Genomic DNA, 15,890 nt, shown 5'->3' on the forward strand with positions numbered 1-15,890 from the left:
CTTTGCTCGACAGTGCATCACGAAAGCCCAGATAGCAAGCCCCGAGATGCTCTCTTCCGTCGCGGTTCGTCTATCCCCCGTTGCCTTCCGTTCACTCACGTGCCGGTCCGGAAAAACGGGAGGCCCCGCCGGAACGTGTCCGGCGGGGCCTCCCGGCGTCATCGTCAGTCGCTGCTTGAGAAGTAGCTCAGCAGGCGCAGGATCTCCAGGTAGATCCAGACCAGCGTCATGGTGAGGCCGAAGGCCATCAGCCATGAGTACTTCTCCGGGGCACCGTTCTTCACGCCGCGCTCGACCTCGTCGAAGTCGAGGAGCAGGAAGAAGCAGCCGATGAGGATCGCGGCGATGCTGAACACGTAGGCCAGCACGCCACCCGACCGGATGCCGATGCCGTCCTCGATGAAGAAGCCGGCGACCAGGTTGATGAGCGCGAGGCCCATCAGGCCCAGGGCGGCGGCCACGACGAACTTGGTGAACTTCGGCGTCACGCGGATGATGCGCAGCGAGTAAACGGTCAGCATGGCGGCGAACGCCAGAGCCGTACCGACCACCGCCTGGAAGACGATTCCGCTGTACAGATCGTTGTAGACGTGGCTGATCACACCGACGGCGACGCCGTAGGCGACCGAGTAGCCGAGGATCAACACGGGGTTGGTGCTGGACCTGAACGAGATGATCAGGGCGAGCACCAGGCCGACGATGACACCGATGATCGCCGCGACCATGCCCAGGTTGAGCGCCCAGGCCACCGCCGCCGAGACGACGAGCGTGCCGAGCGTGATGAAACCACGTACGACCACGTCGTCGATCGTCATCGTCCGCTGTGCGGGCGGCGCGTACGACGGCGTGTTGTACATGCCCTGAAGCTGCTCAGGGGTGGGGGTCGGCGAGCCCCAGCCTTGCTGCTGGTTCTTGGCCTGCCGATTGAATACGGGGTTCTTGCTCTCCATCGCTGCCTCCACGCTGCGACCTACGCGATCAGCGTATTAGATCGGTTGTCACACGGCCGTATCGTGCTGATATCTATGTTGTCCAAGGGCCGTACGGCTACCGCCGATGTGGTCAACGAACGGGTGGCACGCCCGGTTCCCGGCCATCACACCCGTTTCGCCGATCGCTCGTCGAAAAGCCGCTGCGACGCCTCGACCTCGTCGAGGTTGCGGCGCGCCCACTCGCAGATGCCGGTCACGGCCACCGACAGGTCGCGTCCCATCCGGGTGAGCACGTATTCCACCGTGGGCGGCGAGGTCGGATAGACGTTGCGCTCGACGATGCCGTCGCGCTCCAGCGCCCGCAGCGTGCGGGTCAGCATGCGCTGGTTGATGCCCTCGACCCGCGCCTTGAGCCGGGAGAACCGCTGGGCCCCGGGCCCCAGCGCCGCGATCACCAGCAGGGACCACTTGTCCCCGATGTGACCGATCACCTGACGGGCGATCCCGTTGGCCCGGAGCACGGGCTCCAGGTTCGCCTCGTTCCTCATGGTTACTATTTTATACCTGGGTCTCCGTCGAATCCCAGGCGGTACGACACCGCGTTCCCGTCGGTCACCGGCCGGTCGCCGGACGGGCGGCACAGCGCCTCCGGCCGGGCGGGTCCTCTCAGCGCCGGCCGGCTCCGACGCCGGCGAGCCCGCGCAGGGCCTCGAAAGCGCGTTCCGAGGAGGTCTGCGGCTCGGGCTGGCCGACGACGAGCTGCTGGCCGGCGGCGGCGCCGACGCGGAACACCTCGTTGTGCAGGGTCAGCTCGCCGACCTCGCCGTGGCGGTAGGAAACGGACCGGTGCGTCCTGGTCCGGACGTCGTGGCGGGCCCATATCCGCCGGAAGTCCTCGCTCTCGCGCGAGAGTTCCTCGACCAGTTCCAGCACGAACGGGTCCTCGGGACCCGCTCCCGCGACGGCGCGAAGGTGGGCCACCAGCGTGTGGGCCTGCTGCTCCCAGTTCACGTAGAACTCGCGGGCGGCGGGATTGAGGAAGGCCAGCCGCAGCCCGTTGCCGTGGTCGTCCAGCCCTCGGTAGAGAGCGGTGGCCAGTGAGTTCTTGGCGAGGAAGTCGAGCCGGCGGTTCAGCGCGAACACGACCGCGTGATCACAACCCTCCAGGAACCGCAGCACGTCAGGGCGCAACAGGTCGCCACACCCGTCCGGCCCCTCGCAGGGTCTCCGGCCGTGTACGAGATCGCGAAGGTGCGCGGTCGCCTCGGCGTCGAGCTGGAAGACCCGCGCCAGGGCTTCGAGCACCCGGGCCGACGGATTGCGCTCCCGCCCCTGTTCCAGCCGGATGTAGTAGTCGGTGCTCATGTCGGCCAGCGCCGCGACCTCGTCCCGGCGCAGTCCGGGTATCCGGCGAGGGGTGCGCGGCAGCCCCACCTGGTCAACGGTCGTGACCTCGCGCCGAGCGCGAAGAAACGCCCCGAGCGGATTCTTACCGTCCATATTGTCAAGTTACGGTCATGTCCGTCAGAAGGGAAGCGCGATGGGGCGTCCGCCTCGCCGACGCGCCCGCCCCCGGGTCGCCGGGCGGGCGGAGTACCAACGGCACCGCGTCTCGTCCGGCCGCGCCCGGCCGCATCTGTCCACATCCGGCCATGCGAAGGCCGCGGGAGGCGGGAGGCGGGAGGCGGGAACGCCTCGCCCGGCGGCGAATCCGGAACGCACCCGAGGAAACTGATCACATTTAGGTAACCTTGAAAGTTTCGCGAACGCATTTGGGATGGACGGCCGTCACCGTTCGGGACCGGCCGCGGAGAGCCGGATAACGAGGAAAGGCCCACGACCGCGTTTTCACTGGTCATGGGCCTTGTTCGGCAGATCGTCATGAGTGCCCCCGGAGGGACTCGAACCCTCACTCGAACCCTTTTAAGGGGTTTGCCTCTGCCATTGGGCTACGGGGGCGCCGTAATCATACGTAACGGGCCACTCATGCGTAACTGCTCAAGGCAACCGTCGCATCACTTCCATTGGAAACCCGTGGATCGCCTTGGCTTCGGAGGGACCCGGTCAAGGAATAGCACATCGGGAGGAACGGCGAACCCGGAGGTGGGCCTCGTCGCCCACCTCCGGGTTCGGGAGTCTGATCCGCTCCGGGGGCGGGGGTTCAGTTGGACGCCGCGGCACGGAACTCCGTGCGCGGCTCCTCGATCTCGCCGAGGGAGACGGTCTCGCGCTTGAAGAAGAGCGCCAGGGTCCAGTCGGCCGTCACGCGGACCTTGCGGTTGACGGTGGGCACCCGCGACAGGTGGTACGTGCGGTGCATGAACCATGCCGCGAGCCCGCGGAGCTTGATCCCGTAGACGTTGGCGACGCCCTTGTGCAGGCCGAGCCCGGCGACGGAGCCGACGTACTTGTGCCGGTAGTCGGCGAGCTCCCGCCCGCGCAGGCTCCTGGTGATGTTGTCCGCGAGGACCTTGGCCTGCCGTACGGCGTGCTGCGCGTTGGGCGCGCAGTACTGTCCGGGGTTGGTCAGGTCGGGCACCCCCGCCACGTCCCCGGCCGAGTAGGCGTCCTCGACTCCGGCCACGGTCAGGCGGGAGGTCGTCTTGATCCGGCCGCGCTCGTCGAGCGGCAGGTCCCCGGCGTTGACGACCGGGCTGGGCTTCACCCCGGCGGTCCACACGATGGTGGCGGCCTGGAACTCCTCCCCGTCGGAGAGCTTGACCACGCCACCCACGCAGGATTCGAGGCGGGTGTTCATCTTGACCTCGATGCCGCGCTCGCGCAGCTGCTCGGCGGTCCAGGCGCCCATCTCGGGGCCGACCTCGGGGAGGATGCGGTCGGTGGCCTCGACGAGGATCCAGCGCATGTCCTCGCGGGAGATGTTGCGGTAGTAGCGGGCGGCGTCGACCGCCATGTCCTCCAGCTCGGCGAGCGCCTCGACGCCCGCGAAGCCGCCGCCGATCACGACGAAGGTCAGGGCGCGCCTGCGCAGCTCCTCGTCCTCGTCGCTCTCGGCCCGGTCGAGGAGCTCCAGCACCCGGTTGCGCAGCGCGATCGCCTCGCCGACCGTCTTGAAACCGATCGCGGAGTCGGCCAGGCCGGGGATGGGGAGCGTACGGGAGATCGACCCGGCGGCCATGACCACGATGTCGTAGTCGATCTCGTGCGGGGTGCCGACGTTGGGGGCGAAGGTGACGGACTTGGCCGCGTGGTTGACCTTGGAGACCTTCCCGTTGAGGATCGTCGCCTTCGAGAGCACGCGGCGGAGGGGGACGACCACGTGCCTGGGCGAGAGGTTTCCCGCGGCGGCCTCGGGGAGGAAGGGCTGGTAGGTCATGTGGGATTCGGGGGTCAGGACGGTGATGCGCACGCTTCCTTCGCGGAGTTCCCTGCGGAGGGTGTGCTGCAGGCGCAGCACGGTGTAGAGGCCGACGTAGCCTCCACCGACGACCACGATGTGCTTGGAGTTGCGGTTCACTTCGACGCCATCCTTAGTTTCATAGCTTGTGAAACCTTTCACAAGCATACGCTCGGGCCTCCGATCACGCCAGCCGCCCATCTGGCAATCTGACCAGAATTTCCGCTAATGGCTAGAAACAGCCGCTCTTCTTGGCAGAATTCCCGCCGATCTTCTCTTTGTGATCGAGTTCACAAGTCCCGGAGCGCGTTCGCCCTGGTGAAGAGATCGTCGAGCATCCGCGCGGTCACCCGGCCGGTGAAGGTGTTCTGCTGGCTGGGGTGGTAGCAGCCGAGAAGACGCGCGGAACTTCCCCCCGGCGAGGTGATCTCCACCTCGGCGCCGTGCCCGAAGGGCGGCCTCGGCCGTGGCAGGGCGTACCCGGCGTCCCTCAGCGCGGGCCAGATCGCCTGCCAGGCGAAACCTCCCAGCGCGACGACCACCCGTACGTCCGCCGAGACCAGCGCGACCTCGCGGGACAGCCAGGGGAGGCAGGCGGACCGCTCGGCGGGCTCGGGCTTGTTGGCGGGAGGAGCGCACCGGACCGCCGCCACCATCCGCGCGCCGACGAGCCGCTGGCCGTCGCCCGCGCGGACGCTGGTCTCCTGCACGGCCAGGCCGGTCCGGTACAGGGAGGCGAACAGCCAGTCGCCGCTGCGGTCGCCGGTGAAGATCCTGCCGGTCCTGTTGCCGCCGTGCGCCGCCGGTGCCAGCCCGACGATGAGGACCTCGGGCCTCTCGTCGCCCCACCCGGCGATGGGACGGCCCCAGTAGGTCTCCTCGGCGAACGCCCGCCTCTTGACCGTCGCCACCTCCTCGCGCCACCCCACCAGGCGCGGGCAGGCCCGGCAGACCGACTGCGCGGCCGTGAGCTCCGCGAGGGTACGGCTCTCCCCCGCGAGTTTCCGCACCTCGGCGGGGTCGTGCGCGACGGGGGTGCCGGGCCGGGCGGGATCGTCGGGCCAGCCGGATCCGGGAGGAACGTGGGTCATCCCTCGATGGTGCCCGACGCGGGAGGGCACCGGGAAATCCCGGGTCGACACCCCGCCGCTCGCCCCGTACGAGCCGCGGGCTCGGGCCGCGGGCTCCGGCCGGGGCGGGGGCTCCGGGCTCCGAGCTGCGGGCCGCGGGCCGCGGGCCGCGGGAGATGGGCGCGGGAACGCGAAAGGCGGCGCCCGCTGGGTGCGGACGCCGCCTCTCGTCTCACTCGGGACGCGGCCCGGCGTCAGCCGCCGGGCGCGCTACCTCGACCTACCGTGCCGTCGTCAGACGGTGGGGGTCGGGGTGGGAGTGGGGGTAGGGGTGGGGGTCGGCGTGGGGGTCGGGGTCGGCGCGACCTTGCAGACGACCTTGGCCGTCACGGTGTCGGTGGTCGGGCCACCGGCGATGTCGATCGCGCGCTTGGACTCGCCGGAGACCGCGGTGTTCCAGTGGTCGAACACCCGCTCACGCTGCGTGCCGTGACCGCCGAAGTAGAGCGACTTCCAGTCACCCGCCACACCGTTGGTGATCCAGCGGTACTTCACGGTGGTGCGACCGGTCACGCTGATCACACCGCTGAACGTACGGGTCGTCGGGCAGGTGCCCTCGTAGGCGACCGGGGAGTCGACGGACGCCCAGACCTTCGGCGACGCGTCCTTGCACCAGATCTTGAAGTAGGCGCGGTTGGAGGAGGCCTCCACCGGGCCGACGATCTGCAGCGAGGCCCAGCCCCTGAAGTCGTCACGGGGCTTGATCACGTGGAAGACCTTGCGCGAGCCGTCGACGCGGACGGAGTCACGGTCGACGACGCGGCCGTTGACGACCCAGCGGTAGTGCACCCAGCGGGTACCGGAGGCGTGGATGCGGCCGATCAGGACGGCCTTGCAGTCGCCCTCGTCGACCCACACCTGAGCGCTGACGCGCGGGGGAGTCTTGATCTCGTTGTCGTCCGGGGTGGAACCACAGGAGACCGAGAAGTAGCCCTTCGAGGACTTCACGCCGCGCGGGGACAGGACCTGGATGGCCTGCCAGCCCTTGACGCTGCCCTTGAAGGTCGCCTTCTCCTTGACCGTGAAGCTCTTGACGCCCTTGCCGCGGAAGGTGAAGGACTTCACCTTGCTCTTGGAGCCGTCTCCGTGCAGCCACCGGTAGGCGACCGTGGTCTTGCTCTTGACGGCCTTCACCTTGATCTTCGAGGAGAAGGTCACGCCGACGGGGCACTCACCCGTGTACTTCGCGGGCGATGCCTTGGGGGTTCCGGCGGAGACGGCCGGCCTCGGCTTGGCGGCGGCCGAGGCCACCTTCCCCGCCTGGCTCGAACCACTGGCCGCCGCTGCGGGCGTGGCCAGCATGCCTACTGCCATGGTTGCCAGCATGGCCGCGCTGGCTCCTGCTGCGGCTAGCTTTCTGGCTAGTCCGGACTTCATGAGGGGATGCTCCGTTCGTTGGGAAGCAAGATCGCTCAGGAGACGGTTGCCGGGCCGGCAACAGCTGTGCCGGGCCCCACGGCAAAGCCTCACTAAAGCTTCTTTACCTAACCATAAACGGGAAGCTTTCCTCAATACTCCCTAAACAGGCGAATTGTCTAGGTCTTGTTATGAATCAGAGAGTGACCACGCGATGCCGTCGAGGATGTCGTGCTCACTGGCGACCACGTCGCCGAAACCGTACCGGGTCACTATCCGGTCCAGGATGAGAGCGCCCGCCCCGATCACGTCGACCCTTCCCGGATGCATGAGGGGAATCGCCGCCCGCCGTTCAACGGTCATTCCAAGCAAGCGCTCGGCGATGTCATGCACTTGACCTGCGGTAATTCGCGAGTGGTGAATTTTCTCCGGATCGTATTCCGGCAGGTCGAGCGCTATTCCGGCGACGGTGGTGACGGATCCGGCGAGCCCGACCATCGTCATCGCCCGCTCCACGGGCACCTCGGCAGCGACCCGGTCGAGCGCGTCGTCGATGTCGGCGGTCACCGCCTCGATCGCCTCCGCCGACGGGGGGTCACCCGCGTCGCGCAGGTGACGCTCGGTCAGCCGGACACACCCGATGTCGACCGACAGCGCGGCCTCCACGCGCGTCGAGCCGAGCACGAACTCGGTCGAGCCGCCGCCGATGTCGACCACGAGGTACGGCGGGCGGGTGCCGTCGGGGGCGGGCAGGCCCGTCTCGTGCGAGAACCGCACCAGATCGCGGGTGGCCCCGGCGAACGACAGCTCCGCCTCCTCCGCACCGGTGATCACTTCGGGCTCCACCCCGAAGATGTCGCGGACGCCGTCGACGAAGTCCCGCCGGTTGGCGGCGTCCCTCGTCGCGCTGGTGGCGACCACGCGGACCCTGGAGGCCCCGTGCCGGTCGATGAGCCCGGCGTAGCCGCGCATGGCGGCGAACGTGCGCTCCAGGGCCTCGGGGGCCAGCCTGCCGGTCCTGTCGACCCCCTGGCCCAGCCGGACGATCTCCATCCGGCGCTCCAGGTCGATCAGCCTGTCCCTGCCGATGTCGGCGACGAGCAGGCGGACGGAGTTGGTGCCACAGTCGATCGCGGCGACGCGGATCACTCGGTCTCCTTCGTGGTCGGCGCCACGGACGGTGCCGTGGTCGATGCAGTGGTCGGTGCTACGGCCTGGGCGCACGGTGCCTCGGCGTGGGCGGCGCACGGCCCGGCGGACCACCAGTCGCCGAGCGCGTCGAGGGCCTCGCGGCCGAAGGGGTTGCTCCCCGGGACGGCCAGTTCGTGCCCGACGAGGGCGTGCAGGCACTTCACCCGGGTGGGCATGCCCCCGGTGCTCTGCATGTCACGGGGCAGCGGCTCCAGGCCGTCCTCGGCGGCCGCCCTGTCGCGGCGCGCCACGTAGTCGTCGTGGGCCGCCTGGTAGGCCTCGGCCAGCTTCGGATCGTCGGCGAGCCTGGCCTGCATGTCCCGCATCAGCCCCGAGGTCTCCAGCGTGCCGATGGCCGAGGCGGCCCTGGGGCAGGTGAGGTAGAAGAGGGTCGGGAAGGGCGATCCGTCGGGCAGCCTCGGGGCGGTCTCGACGACGTCGGGAAGCCCGCACGGGCAGCGGTGCGCCACCCCGCGCAGTCCTCGCGGCGTCCGGCCGAGCTGTCGCTCCACCGCCGCCACGTCGCGGTCATCGACCATTCGTGACACCCCCTGAAAGACGACACCCAGGGTATCGGCGTCACCCGGCGGTCTTGGCCGCCTTCTGTCCCCCGCCGCTGTCGGCGGCCTTGACCGAGTCCCACAGCGTCTCGTACCACGGTGGTCTGGCGACGGCCTTGCGCTCGCCGGCCGTCCCCTTGCCCGGCGAGGGAGATCCGCCCATCACGACGTAGCACTTCTGCCCGGGGTCGCAGTAGAAGAGGCGCTCCCTGCCCTGCCGCTTGATGAACCCGGGGTCGAGAAGCTGCTTGGCGCGGTCGTCCAGGGCCTTGATCGCGGCGATCTCCCTGGCCCTCTCCTGCTCCAGCTGGGCGATCTGGCGGCGCTGGGCGACGTACTCCCTGATGGGGTAGGCGAGGCTCATCGCGATCGCGCACACCACGATCGCGAGCACCGCGGCCCGTCCGGTCAGCTGCGGCCGTGTCGCCATGCGCCCTCCTCCGTCTCCACGCTCTCGTGGCGTCGTCCGCCGTGCCCCGCGCGGTGGACGCGACACCGGCGGGGACCGATCTCCCCGCGTCGATCCGGTATCGATCTCCGGGACCGGATCTTCCGGCACCGGGATCTTCGGCGCCGATCTTCGGTGCCGGCCTCTCCGCGCCGGTCCCCGCGCGCCGGTCCCCTCATCCTGATCGGGGCGGGGAGATCGGCGCTCGTACGCGGGCCGGCCGCCGGTGCGGCCCGCGCCCGGAGCGGGCGCGGGCCGTCAGACGAAACTACCGCCGGAAGCGCGGGAAGGCGGCGCGACCCGCGTAACGGGCCGCGTCGTCCAGAAGCTCCTCGATGCGGAGCAACTGGTTGTACTTGGCCACCCGGTCGGAACGGGCCGGGGCACCGGTCTTGATCTGGCCGCAGTTGGTGGCCACGGCGAGGTCGGCGATCGTGGTGTCCTCGGTCTCGCCGGAACGGTGGCTCATCATGCAGCGGTATCCGCTGCGGTGGGCCAGGTCCACGGCGTCGAGGGTCTCGGTCAGGGTGCCGATCTGGTTGACCTTGACCAGCAGCGCGTTGGCGGTGCCCTCGGCGATGCCGCGGCCCAGGCGCTCCGGGTTCGTCACGAACAGGTCGTCGCCGACCAGCTGGACCTTGTCGCCCAGGGCGCGGGTGATGGCGTTCCAGCCCTCCCAGTCGCTCTCGTCCAGCGGGTCCTCGATGGAGACCAGCGGGTAGCTGGCGACCAGGTCCTCGTAGAAGGCGATCAGCTCGGCGGCGGACAGGCCCTTGCCGTCGATGGTGTAGACGCCGTCCGAGTGGAACTCGGAGGCGGCCACGTCGAGGGCGAGCCCGATGTCCTCTCCCGCGACGTACCCTGCCTTCTCGATGGCGACCAGGATCAGGTCCAGCGCGTCGCGGTTGGAGGGCAGGCTCGGCGCGAAGCCGCCCTCGTCGCCGAGGCCGGTGGCGTAGCCCTTCTCCTTCAGCACGGACTTGAGGGCGTGGTAGACCTCGGTGCCCATCCGCACGGCCTCGCGGAACGTCTCCGCCCCGATCGGGGCGATCATGAACTCCTGGATGTCGACGTTGCTGTCGGCGTGCGCGCCGCCGTTCAGGATGTTCATCATCGGCACCGGCAGCACGTGCGCGTTCGGCCCGCCGAGGTAGCGGAAGAGCGGCAGCTCGGCGCTCTCCGCGGCGGCCTTGGCCACGGCGAGCGAGACGCCCAGGATCGCGTTGGCGCCCAGGCGGGCCTTGTTGGGCGTGCCGTCCAGGTCGATCATGACCTGGTCGATGCTGCGCTGCTCGGCGGCGTCGAAGCCGAGGATCTCGTCGGCGATCTCGTCGGTCACGCCGAGAACGGCCTTCTCGACGCCCTTGCCGCCGTAGCGCTCGTCGCCGTCACGCAGCTCGACGGCCTCGAACTGGCCGGTGGACGCGCCGCTGGGAACCGCGGCACGCCCCTGGCTGCCGTCGTCCAGGAGGATGTCGACCTCGACCGTCGGGTTGCCCCGGGAGTCAAGGATCTCTCGGGCGGTGACGCCCTCGATGGAAGCCACGAAGCGCTCCTAAAGTCGCAGGACAGTTTGCCTCAGAAGCCTACCGAGACCTACTTACCGGTACGGCGGCAGGGACGTTTCCGGATGATGTTCATAAAAGGTCTGGAAGGGATCCGGAAGGGGACGGGGAGGTGATCCGGCCTCAGAGCGACCTCGGACGCCTCAGCGCGGCTGGGCGCGGACCTGGTCGCGGTAGGCGCGGGCCACCGCGCGCAGCTCGGCCTCCGGGTCGAGCCCGGCCTCCCCCGCCCGCCGTACGAGCTCGAAGAGCCTCGCCCCCAGGCCGTCGGCGGGAACACCCTCGGGGAGGGCCGCGGGGGCTCCGGCGCGCTCGGCGCGGCGCAGGAGCTGGGCGGCGAGGGAGAGGGCGGGCTGGCCCATCGGGACGCCGTCGACGGCCGAGCCCGGGTCGCCGCCGTTCTTGGCCGCCCGCTCGGCGGCCTTGATGGTCTCCCAGTTGGCGCTGACCTCGCCCGCGCCCTCCACCCGGGTGTCGGCGAAGACGTGCGGGTGGCGGCGGACGAGCTTGGCGACGATCCCCTCGGCCACGTCGTCGACGTCGAACCCGTCGGGCCGGTCGCTCGCGACCCGCGCGTGGAAGGCCACCTGCAGGAGCAGGTCGCCCAGCTCCTCCCGCAGCGCGGTGTGGTCGCCCTCCTCGATGGTCTCCAGCACCTCGTAGGCCTCCTCGATGAGGTACGGGGCGAGGGACTCGTGGGTCTGGCGGGCGTCCCACGGGCATTCGACCCGGAGGCGGTCCATCACCGCGACCAGGTCGAGCAGCCGCGCGCCCGGCAGGTCGTACGAGCCGGGCACGACCTCGATCACCGGCGGGTCGTCGAGCGCCACGGCGGCGTGACCGATGGAGCGCATCAGCGCCTCGTCGGCCTCCAGCCACACGACGGTCGCCGCCCCGGCCTCGCGGACCAGCGCGGCCGGGTCGGGGACGACCACCTCGACGTCGACCCCGGCCTCCGCCAGGTAGGGCAGGTGCGGGTGCTCCGCGGACCCGGTGCGCACCGGGCCCTCCTCAAGGACCCGCCACGCGTGGCGGCTGAGCAGCCCCGGGGCGACCCGGGGCGAGGTGGTGACGACGATCAGCGGCATGCCCGGAGGCTACTGCTGCGGCGGCGCGGGCGGCGCGTCGGCGGGACCGGGGGCGGCGGGGGCGCCGAACCGGCCCGCGTCGACGAAGACGCTCGGCTGCTGCTCGCTCCGCTGCGTGTTCGGCGTGCCGTACCGGGGGTTCCAGGTGATCGGCATGGCCTGCAGGTCCTTGATCGCCTGCTCCTGGCCGCGCTGGACGGCGGCCTCGTCCGTGCCGCCGCCGTACTTGGCGATGAGCTTGCTGAACAGCAGCTGCGCCCGGATGAAGGGACGCATCTGCGAGGGGGCCACCGCGTTCTGGAGCAGCTGCTGCTCCAGCTTCTGCTGGCCGCCCTGGCCCGCGACCAGCTGGTCGATCTCGCCCTCGGTGATCGTCATGCCCTTGCTCTCCGCGACCTTCGCGAACTGCTTCGCGTTGGCCAGCTGGAAGAGCACGAGCTGCGGGACGCTGTCCTGGAACTTGAGGTCCGAGGGGGTGACCTTGGCCTTGGCCAGCGCCGCCTCGTACTCGCGCACGTTCCTGTCCAGCTCACCGGAGCTGATGCGCTCCCCGCCCACGACGGCGGCGGCGCCGGCCTGGTTCGGAGTGCAGGCGGTCAGCGCGACACCGGCGGCGGCGACCGCCAGGATGACGCGGATTCGAGTCGACTTCACATGCGTTCCCTTCACGACAAACGCCGCTTACTCTACCCGCACCGTTTCGAGGAACATCGCCTCGACGAGATCACCGCACCACTTGAGCAGATCCAGGTCGCGCAGCGGCTGGCCGCCGAGGGGCCTGGTCTTGGGCACCGGCACCAGCAACGTACCGGCCGCCTGCTTCAGTAGCGCCTTCGGGTAAAGCCTTTGCAACCTGACCTGCTGGGAGTCCTTCAGGTCCACCGGCGCGAACTTGATGTTCTGCCCCTGCAGGGTGACGTCGGTGAGCCCGGCCCGGCGGGCCCGGATGCGGAAGCGGGCGACCTCCAGCAGGTTCTCCACCTGCTGGGGCGGCCGTCCGTACCGGTCGACGAGCTCGTCGCGCACCGCGCCGATGTCGGAGTCGGAACCGATCGCGGCGATCCGCTTGTACGCCTCCAGCCGCAGCCGCTCGGAGGTGACGTAGTCGTGCGGGATGTGGGCGTTGATCGGCAGCTCGACCTTGACGTCGGGCCGCTCGTCCTCCCGGTAGGTGCCCGCCAGCTTGGCCTTCTGCTCCTGCACGGCCTCGGCCATCATCCGCACGTACAGGTCGAAGCCGACGCCCGCGATGAAGCCCGACTGCTCGGCGCCCAGGATGTTGCCCGCGCCGCGGATCTCCAGGTCCTTCATCGCGACGTACATGCCCGCGCCCATCTCGGTGTGCTGGGAGATGGTGGCGAGGCGCTCGTGGGCGGTCTCGGTGAGCGGCTTCTCCGGCGGGTACAGGAAGTAGGCGTAGCCGCGCTCGCGGCCCCGGCCGACCCGGCCGCGCAGCTGGTGAAGCTGCGACAGGCCGTAGTTGTCGGCCCGGTCGACGATCAGGGTGTTGGCGTTGGGCACGTCCAGGCCCGACTCGACGATCGTGGTGCAGACGAGCACGTCGAAGTCGCGCTCCCAGAAGCCCACCATGATCTTCTCCAGCTGGTGCTCCTGCATCTGGCCGTGCGCGACGGCGATCCGCGCCTCGGGCACGAGCTCGCGCAGCATCGCCGAGACCTTGTTGATGCTGGCCACCCGGTTGTGGACGAAGAAGACCTGGCCGTCGCGCATCAGCTCGCGCCGGATCGCGGCGCCGATCTGCTTCTCGTCGTACGGGCCGACGAAGGTGAGGATCGGGTGCCGCTCCTCCGGCGGGGTGAGGATCGTGGACATCTCCCTGATGCCGGTGAGGCCCATCTCCAGCGTCCGGGGGATCGGGGTGGCCGACATGGCCAGCACGTCGACCTGGGTGCGCAGGTGCTTCATCGCCTCCTTGTGCTCGACGCCGAACCGCTGCTCCTCGTCGATGATGATCAGGCCGAGCTGCTTGAACCTGACCTCGGGCGAGAACAGCCGGTGCGTGCCGATCACGATGTCGACCGAGCCCTCCCGCAGGCCCTCCATCGTCGCCTTGACCTCGCCGTCGCTCTGGAACCGCGACAGCGGCCGCACGTTCAGCGGGAACCCGGAGAACCGCTCGGCGAAGGTCGACATGTGCTGCTGCACCAGCAGCGTGGTCGGCACCAGGACGGCCACCTGCTTGCCGTCCTGCACCGCCTTGAACGCCGCCCGCACCGCGATCTCCGTCTTGCCGTAGCCCACGTCGCCGCAGATCAGCCGGTCCATCGGGATCGGGCGCTCCATGTCGCGCTTGACCTCGTCGATGGCCTCCAGCTGGTCGCCCGTCTCGGCGTACGGGAAGGCGTCCTCCATCTCCCGCTGCCAGGGGCTGTCGGGCGCGAAGGCGTGTCCCGGCGAGGCCATCCTCGCGGAGTACAGGCGGATCAGCTCTCCGGCGATCTCCTTGACCGCCTTCTTGGCCTTGGTCTTGGCCTTGGCCCAGTCGGCGCCGCCCATCCGGTTGAGGGTGGGCGACTCGCCGCCGACGTAGCGGGTGACCTCGTCGAGCTGGTCGGTCGGCACGTAGAGGCGGTCGCCCTTGGCGTACTCGATCACCAGGTATTCACGGGTGGCGCCCTGCACGGTCCGCTGCACCATCTCGACGTAGCGGCCCACGCCGTGCTGCTCGTGCACGACGTGGTCGCCGACCTTGAGCTGGAGCGGGTCGACCATGTTGCGGCGCCGGGAGGGCAGCCGCCGCATGTCCTTGGTCGACGCCTTCTGGCCGACCAGGTCGAGGTGGGTCAGCACGGCCAGCGCCGGGGTGACGAACCCGTGCTCGACCAGGCCCGTGGTGACGTGGACGACCTTCCTGTCGGGCACGGTGTCGAGGCCCGGCTCCAGGCGCGCGGGCAGGTCGACGCCCTTGAGCAGCTCGACCATGCGCTCGGCGGGGCCGTGGCCCTCGCTCAGCAGGACGACGACCCGGTCGGAGTCGAGCCAGCCCTTGATGTCGGACAGGGCCCGCTGGGTGTCGCCCCGGTAGGACTCCACCTCGCGCGCCCTCAGCGCCTGCCCGCCGCCCGGATCGGCGTCGTCGGAGTCGGGGTCGGCGCCGAACGGCGCGAGCGACCACCAGGGCTGGCCGAGCCGCCGCGCGTGGTCGCGTACCTCCTCCAGGTCGCGGAACGCCGCCGCGCCCAGGTCGATCGGCGCCTCGCCGCCGGACGCCGCGTTGATCCAGGACGCCTCCAGGAACTCCTGGCTGGTCCGCACCAGCTCGTCGGCGCGCCCCCGGATGCGCTCCGGGTCGCACACGAAGATCGCCGCCTGTCCCGGCAGGTGGTCGATGAGCAGGTCCATCTCCCCGGCGAGCACCGGCGCGAACGCCTCCATGCCCTCCATCGGGACGCCCTCGGCCAGCTGCTCCAGGATCTCGGCCAGCGAGGGGTGCGCCTCGGCGAGCTCCCTCGCCCGCTCCCTGACGTCGGCGGTCAGCAGCAGCTCCCGGCAGGGGGCGGCGAACAGCCCGTCCTCGGCCACCTCCAGCGAACGCTGGTCGGCGACCTTGAACCAGCGGATCTCCTCGACGGTGTCGCCCCAGAACTCCAGCCGGAGCGGGTGCTCCTCCGTGGGCGGGAAGACGTCGAGCAGGCCGCCCCTGACCGCGACCTCGCCGCGCTTCTCCACCATGTCGACCCGGTGGTAGCCGTTCTCCACGAGGCTGTGGACGACGGTGTCGAGGTCGGCGTCGTCCCCGGCGCGCAGCCGCACCGGGCGCAGGTCGCCCAATCCCCGCACGATCGGCTGGAGCAGCGCCCTGATCGGCGCGACGACCACGTGCAGCGGGCCCGCCGAGTGGTCGCCCTCGACCGGGTGCGCCAGCCTGCGCAGCACCGCCAGCCGCTGCCCCACGGTGTCGCTGCGCGGCGACAGGCGCTCGTGCGGGAGCGTCTCCCAGGCGGGGAAGACCGCGACGACGCTCTCGTCCAGAAGGCTGGTGAGGGCCGAGGCGAGATCCTCGGCCTCGCGCCCGGTGGCGGTCACCGCGAGAACGGTCCTGGCCGCCCCCTTGGCCCCCTCCCTGGCCAGCGCGGCCACCGCGAAGGGGCGCAGCGCCGGTGGCGCGACCAGCGACACGTCGGAGGAGTCGCCCCCGCGCACGTCCTGAAGAAGGGAAGCCAGCTCAGGCTCCCCGGCGACAAGGTCCAGAAGTCCGGAAAGACTCATCAGATTCGCCCTCAGCCCCACGACGGCAACAC

13 protein-coding genes and 1 tRNA gene are annotated in these 15,890 nt (G+C 70.1%); all 14 read right to left on the reverse strand.

From position 1 onward, the window contains the following. Positions 1-164 precede the first annotated feature (164 nt). The 14 genes from ACSC1Q_RS28220 to mfd all read right to left on the reverse strand — a co-directional run bounded on the left by ACSC1Q_RS28220 (position 165) and on the right by mfd (position 15,858). Positions 165-950 carry a Bax inhibitor-1/YccA family protein gene (locus ACSC1Q_RS28220; RefSeq protein WP_436761705.1) on the reverse strand — a complete coding sequence of 262 codons (786 nt, stop codon included), beginning with the start codon at positions 948-950 and terminating at the stop codon, positions 165-167. A 146-nt stretch (positions 951-1,096) separates the two neighbouring features. Next, complete coding sequence (locus ACSC1Q_RS28225; RefSeq protein WP_436761706.1) at positions 1,097-1,480, reverse strand: winged helix-turn-helix transcriptional regulator; 384 nt, start codon at positions 1,478-1,480, stop codon at positions 1,097-1,099. A gap of 118 nt (positions 1,481-1,598) precedes the next feature. After that, positions 1,599-2,432 carry a helix-turn-helix domain-containing protein gene (locus ACSC1Q_RS28230; RefSeq protein ID WP_436761707.1) on the reverse strand — a complete coding sequence of 278 codons (834 nt, stop codon included), beginning with the start codon at positions 2,430-2,432 and terminating at the stop codon, positions 1,599-1,601. A 386-nt stretch (positions 2,433-2,818) separates the two neighbouring features. Next, a tRNA-Leu gene (locus tag ACSC1Q_RS28235) sits at positions 2,819-2,891 on the reverse strand. 202 nt (positions 2,892-3,093) lie between these two features. Next, positions 3,094-4,410 (reverse strand): NAD(P)/FAD-dependent oxidoreductase, encoded by a 1,317-nt coding sequence (locus ACSC1Q_RS28240; RefSeq protein ID WP_436761708.1) that lies wholly within the window; start codon positions 4,408-4,410, stop codon positions 3,094-3,096. 170 nt (positions 4,411-4,580) lie between these two features. Continuing rightward, positions 4,581-5,381 carry a uracil-DNA glycosylase gene (locus ACSC1Q_RS28245; RefSeq protein WP_436761709.1) on the reverse strand — a complete coding sequence of 267 codons (801 nt, stop codon included), beginning with the start codon at positions 5,379-5,381 and terminating at the stop codon, positions 4,581-4,583. A 273-nt stretch (positions 5,382-5,654) separates the two neighbouring features. Continuing rightward, positions 5,655-6,734: a hypothetical protein gene (locus ACSC1Q_RS28250; RefSeq protein ID WP_436761710.1), complete on the reverse strand. Its 1,080-nt coding sequence runs from the start codon at positions 6,732-6,734 to the stop codon at positions 5,655-5,657. 231 nt (positions 6,735-6,965) lie between these two features. Continuing rightward, positions 6,966-7,925: a Ppx/GppA phosphatase family protein gene (locus ACSC1Q_RS28255; protein ID WP_436761711.1), complete on the reverse strand. Its 960-nt coding sequence runs from the start codon at positions 7,923-7,925 to the stop codon at positions 6,966-6,968. After that, the gene (locus ACSC1Q_RS28260; protein ID WP_436761712.1) at positions 7,922-8,506 is read right to left on the reverse strand and encodes a DUF501 domain-containing protein; all 585 of its coding nucleotides are present in this window, start codon (positions 8,504-8,506) and stop codon (positions 7,922-7,924) included. Before ACSC1Q_RS28260 ends, ACSC1Q_RS28255 begins: the two co-directional genes overlap by 4 nt. 40 nt (positions 8,507-8,546) lie before the next feature. Further along, on the reverse strand, positions 8,547-8,957 hold the full coding sequence (locus tag ACSC1Q_RS28265) for an FtsB family cell division protein (RefSeq protein WP_436761713.1): 411 nt from the start codon (positions 8,955-8,957) through the stop codon (positions 8,547-8,549). A 286-nt stretch (positions 8,958-9,243) separates the two neighbouring features. Next, positions 9,244-10,521 (reverse strand): phosphopyruvate hydratase, encoded by a 1,278-nt coding sequence (eno, locus tag ACSC1Q_RS28270; protein WP_436761714.1) that lies wholly within the window; start codon positions 10,519-10,521, stop codon positions 9,244-9,246. Between the two features lie 162 nt (positions 10,522-10,683). Beyond that, positions 10,684-11,628: a nucleoside triphosphate pyrophosphohydrolase gene (locus ACSC1Q_RS28275; protein ID WP_436761715.1), complete on the reverse strand. Its 945-nt coding sequence runs from the start codon at positions 11,626-11,628 to the stop codon at positions 10,684-10,686. 9 nt (positions 11,629-11,637) lie between these two features. Further along, complete coding sequence (locus tag ACSC1Q_RS28280) at positions 11,638-12,282, reverse strand: SurA N-terminal domain-containing protein (RefSeq protein WP_436761716.1); 645 nt, start codon at positions 12,280-12,282, stop codon at positions 11,638-11,640. Between the two features lie 27 nt (positions 12,283-12,309). Next, on the reverse strand, positions 12,310-15,858 hold the full coding sequence (gene mfd / locus ACSC1Q_RS28285; RefSeq protein ID WP_436761717.1) for a transcription-repair coupling factor: 3,549 nt from the start codon (positions 15,856-15,858) through the stop codon (positions 12,310-12,312). Positions 15,859-15,890 lie beyond the last annotated feature (32 nt).

This window comes from Streptosporangium heterodermiicola (genome assembly GCF_051390675.1).
Taxonomy (GTDB): Bacteria; Actinomycetota; Actinomycetes; order Streptosporangiales; family Streptosporangiaceae; genus Streptosporangium.

Bases quoted from the DNA above. Each gene is read 5' to 3' on its own strand.
- ACSC1Q_RS28265 (WP_436761713.1), bottom strand. From the start codon at position 8,957: ATGGCGACACGGCCGCAGCTGACCGGACGGGCCGCGGTGCTCGCGATC.
- ACSC1Q_RS28250 (WP_436761710.1), bottom strand. From the start codon at position 6,734: ATGGCAGTAGGCATGCTGGCCACGCCCGCAGCGGCGGCCAGTGGTTCG.
- ACSC1Q_RS28230 (WP_436761707.1), bottom strand. From the start codon at position 2,432: ATGGACGGTAAGAATCCGCTCGGGGCGTTTCTTCGCGCTCGGCGCGAG.
- ACSC1Q_RS28260 (WP_436761712.1), bottom strand. From the start codon at position 8,506: ATGGTCGATGACCGCGACGTGGCGGCGGTGGAGCGACAGCTCGGCCGG.
- ACSC1Q_RS28275 (WP_436761715.1), bottom strand. From the start codon at position 11,628: ATGCCGCTGATCGTCGTCACCACCTCGCCCCGGGTCGCCCCGGGGCTG.
- ACSC1Q_RS28220 (WP_436761705.1), bottom strand. From the start codon at position 950: ATGGAGAGCAAGAACCCCGTATTCAATCGGCAGGCCAAGAACCAGCAG.
- ACSC1Q_RS28225 (WP_436761706.1), bottom strand. From the start codon at position 1,480: ATGAGGAACGAGGCGAACCTGGAGCCCGTGCTCCGGGCCAACGGGATC.
- ACSC1Q_RS28245 (WP_436761709.1), bottom strand. From the start codon at position 5,381: ATGACCCACGTTCCTCCCGGATCCGGCTGGCCCGACGATCCCGCCCGG.
- mfd (WP_436761717.1), bottom strand. From the start codon at position 15,858: ATGAGTCTTTCCGGACTTCTGGACCTTGTCGCCGGGGAGCCTGAGCTG.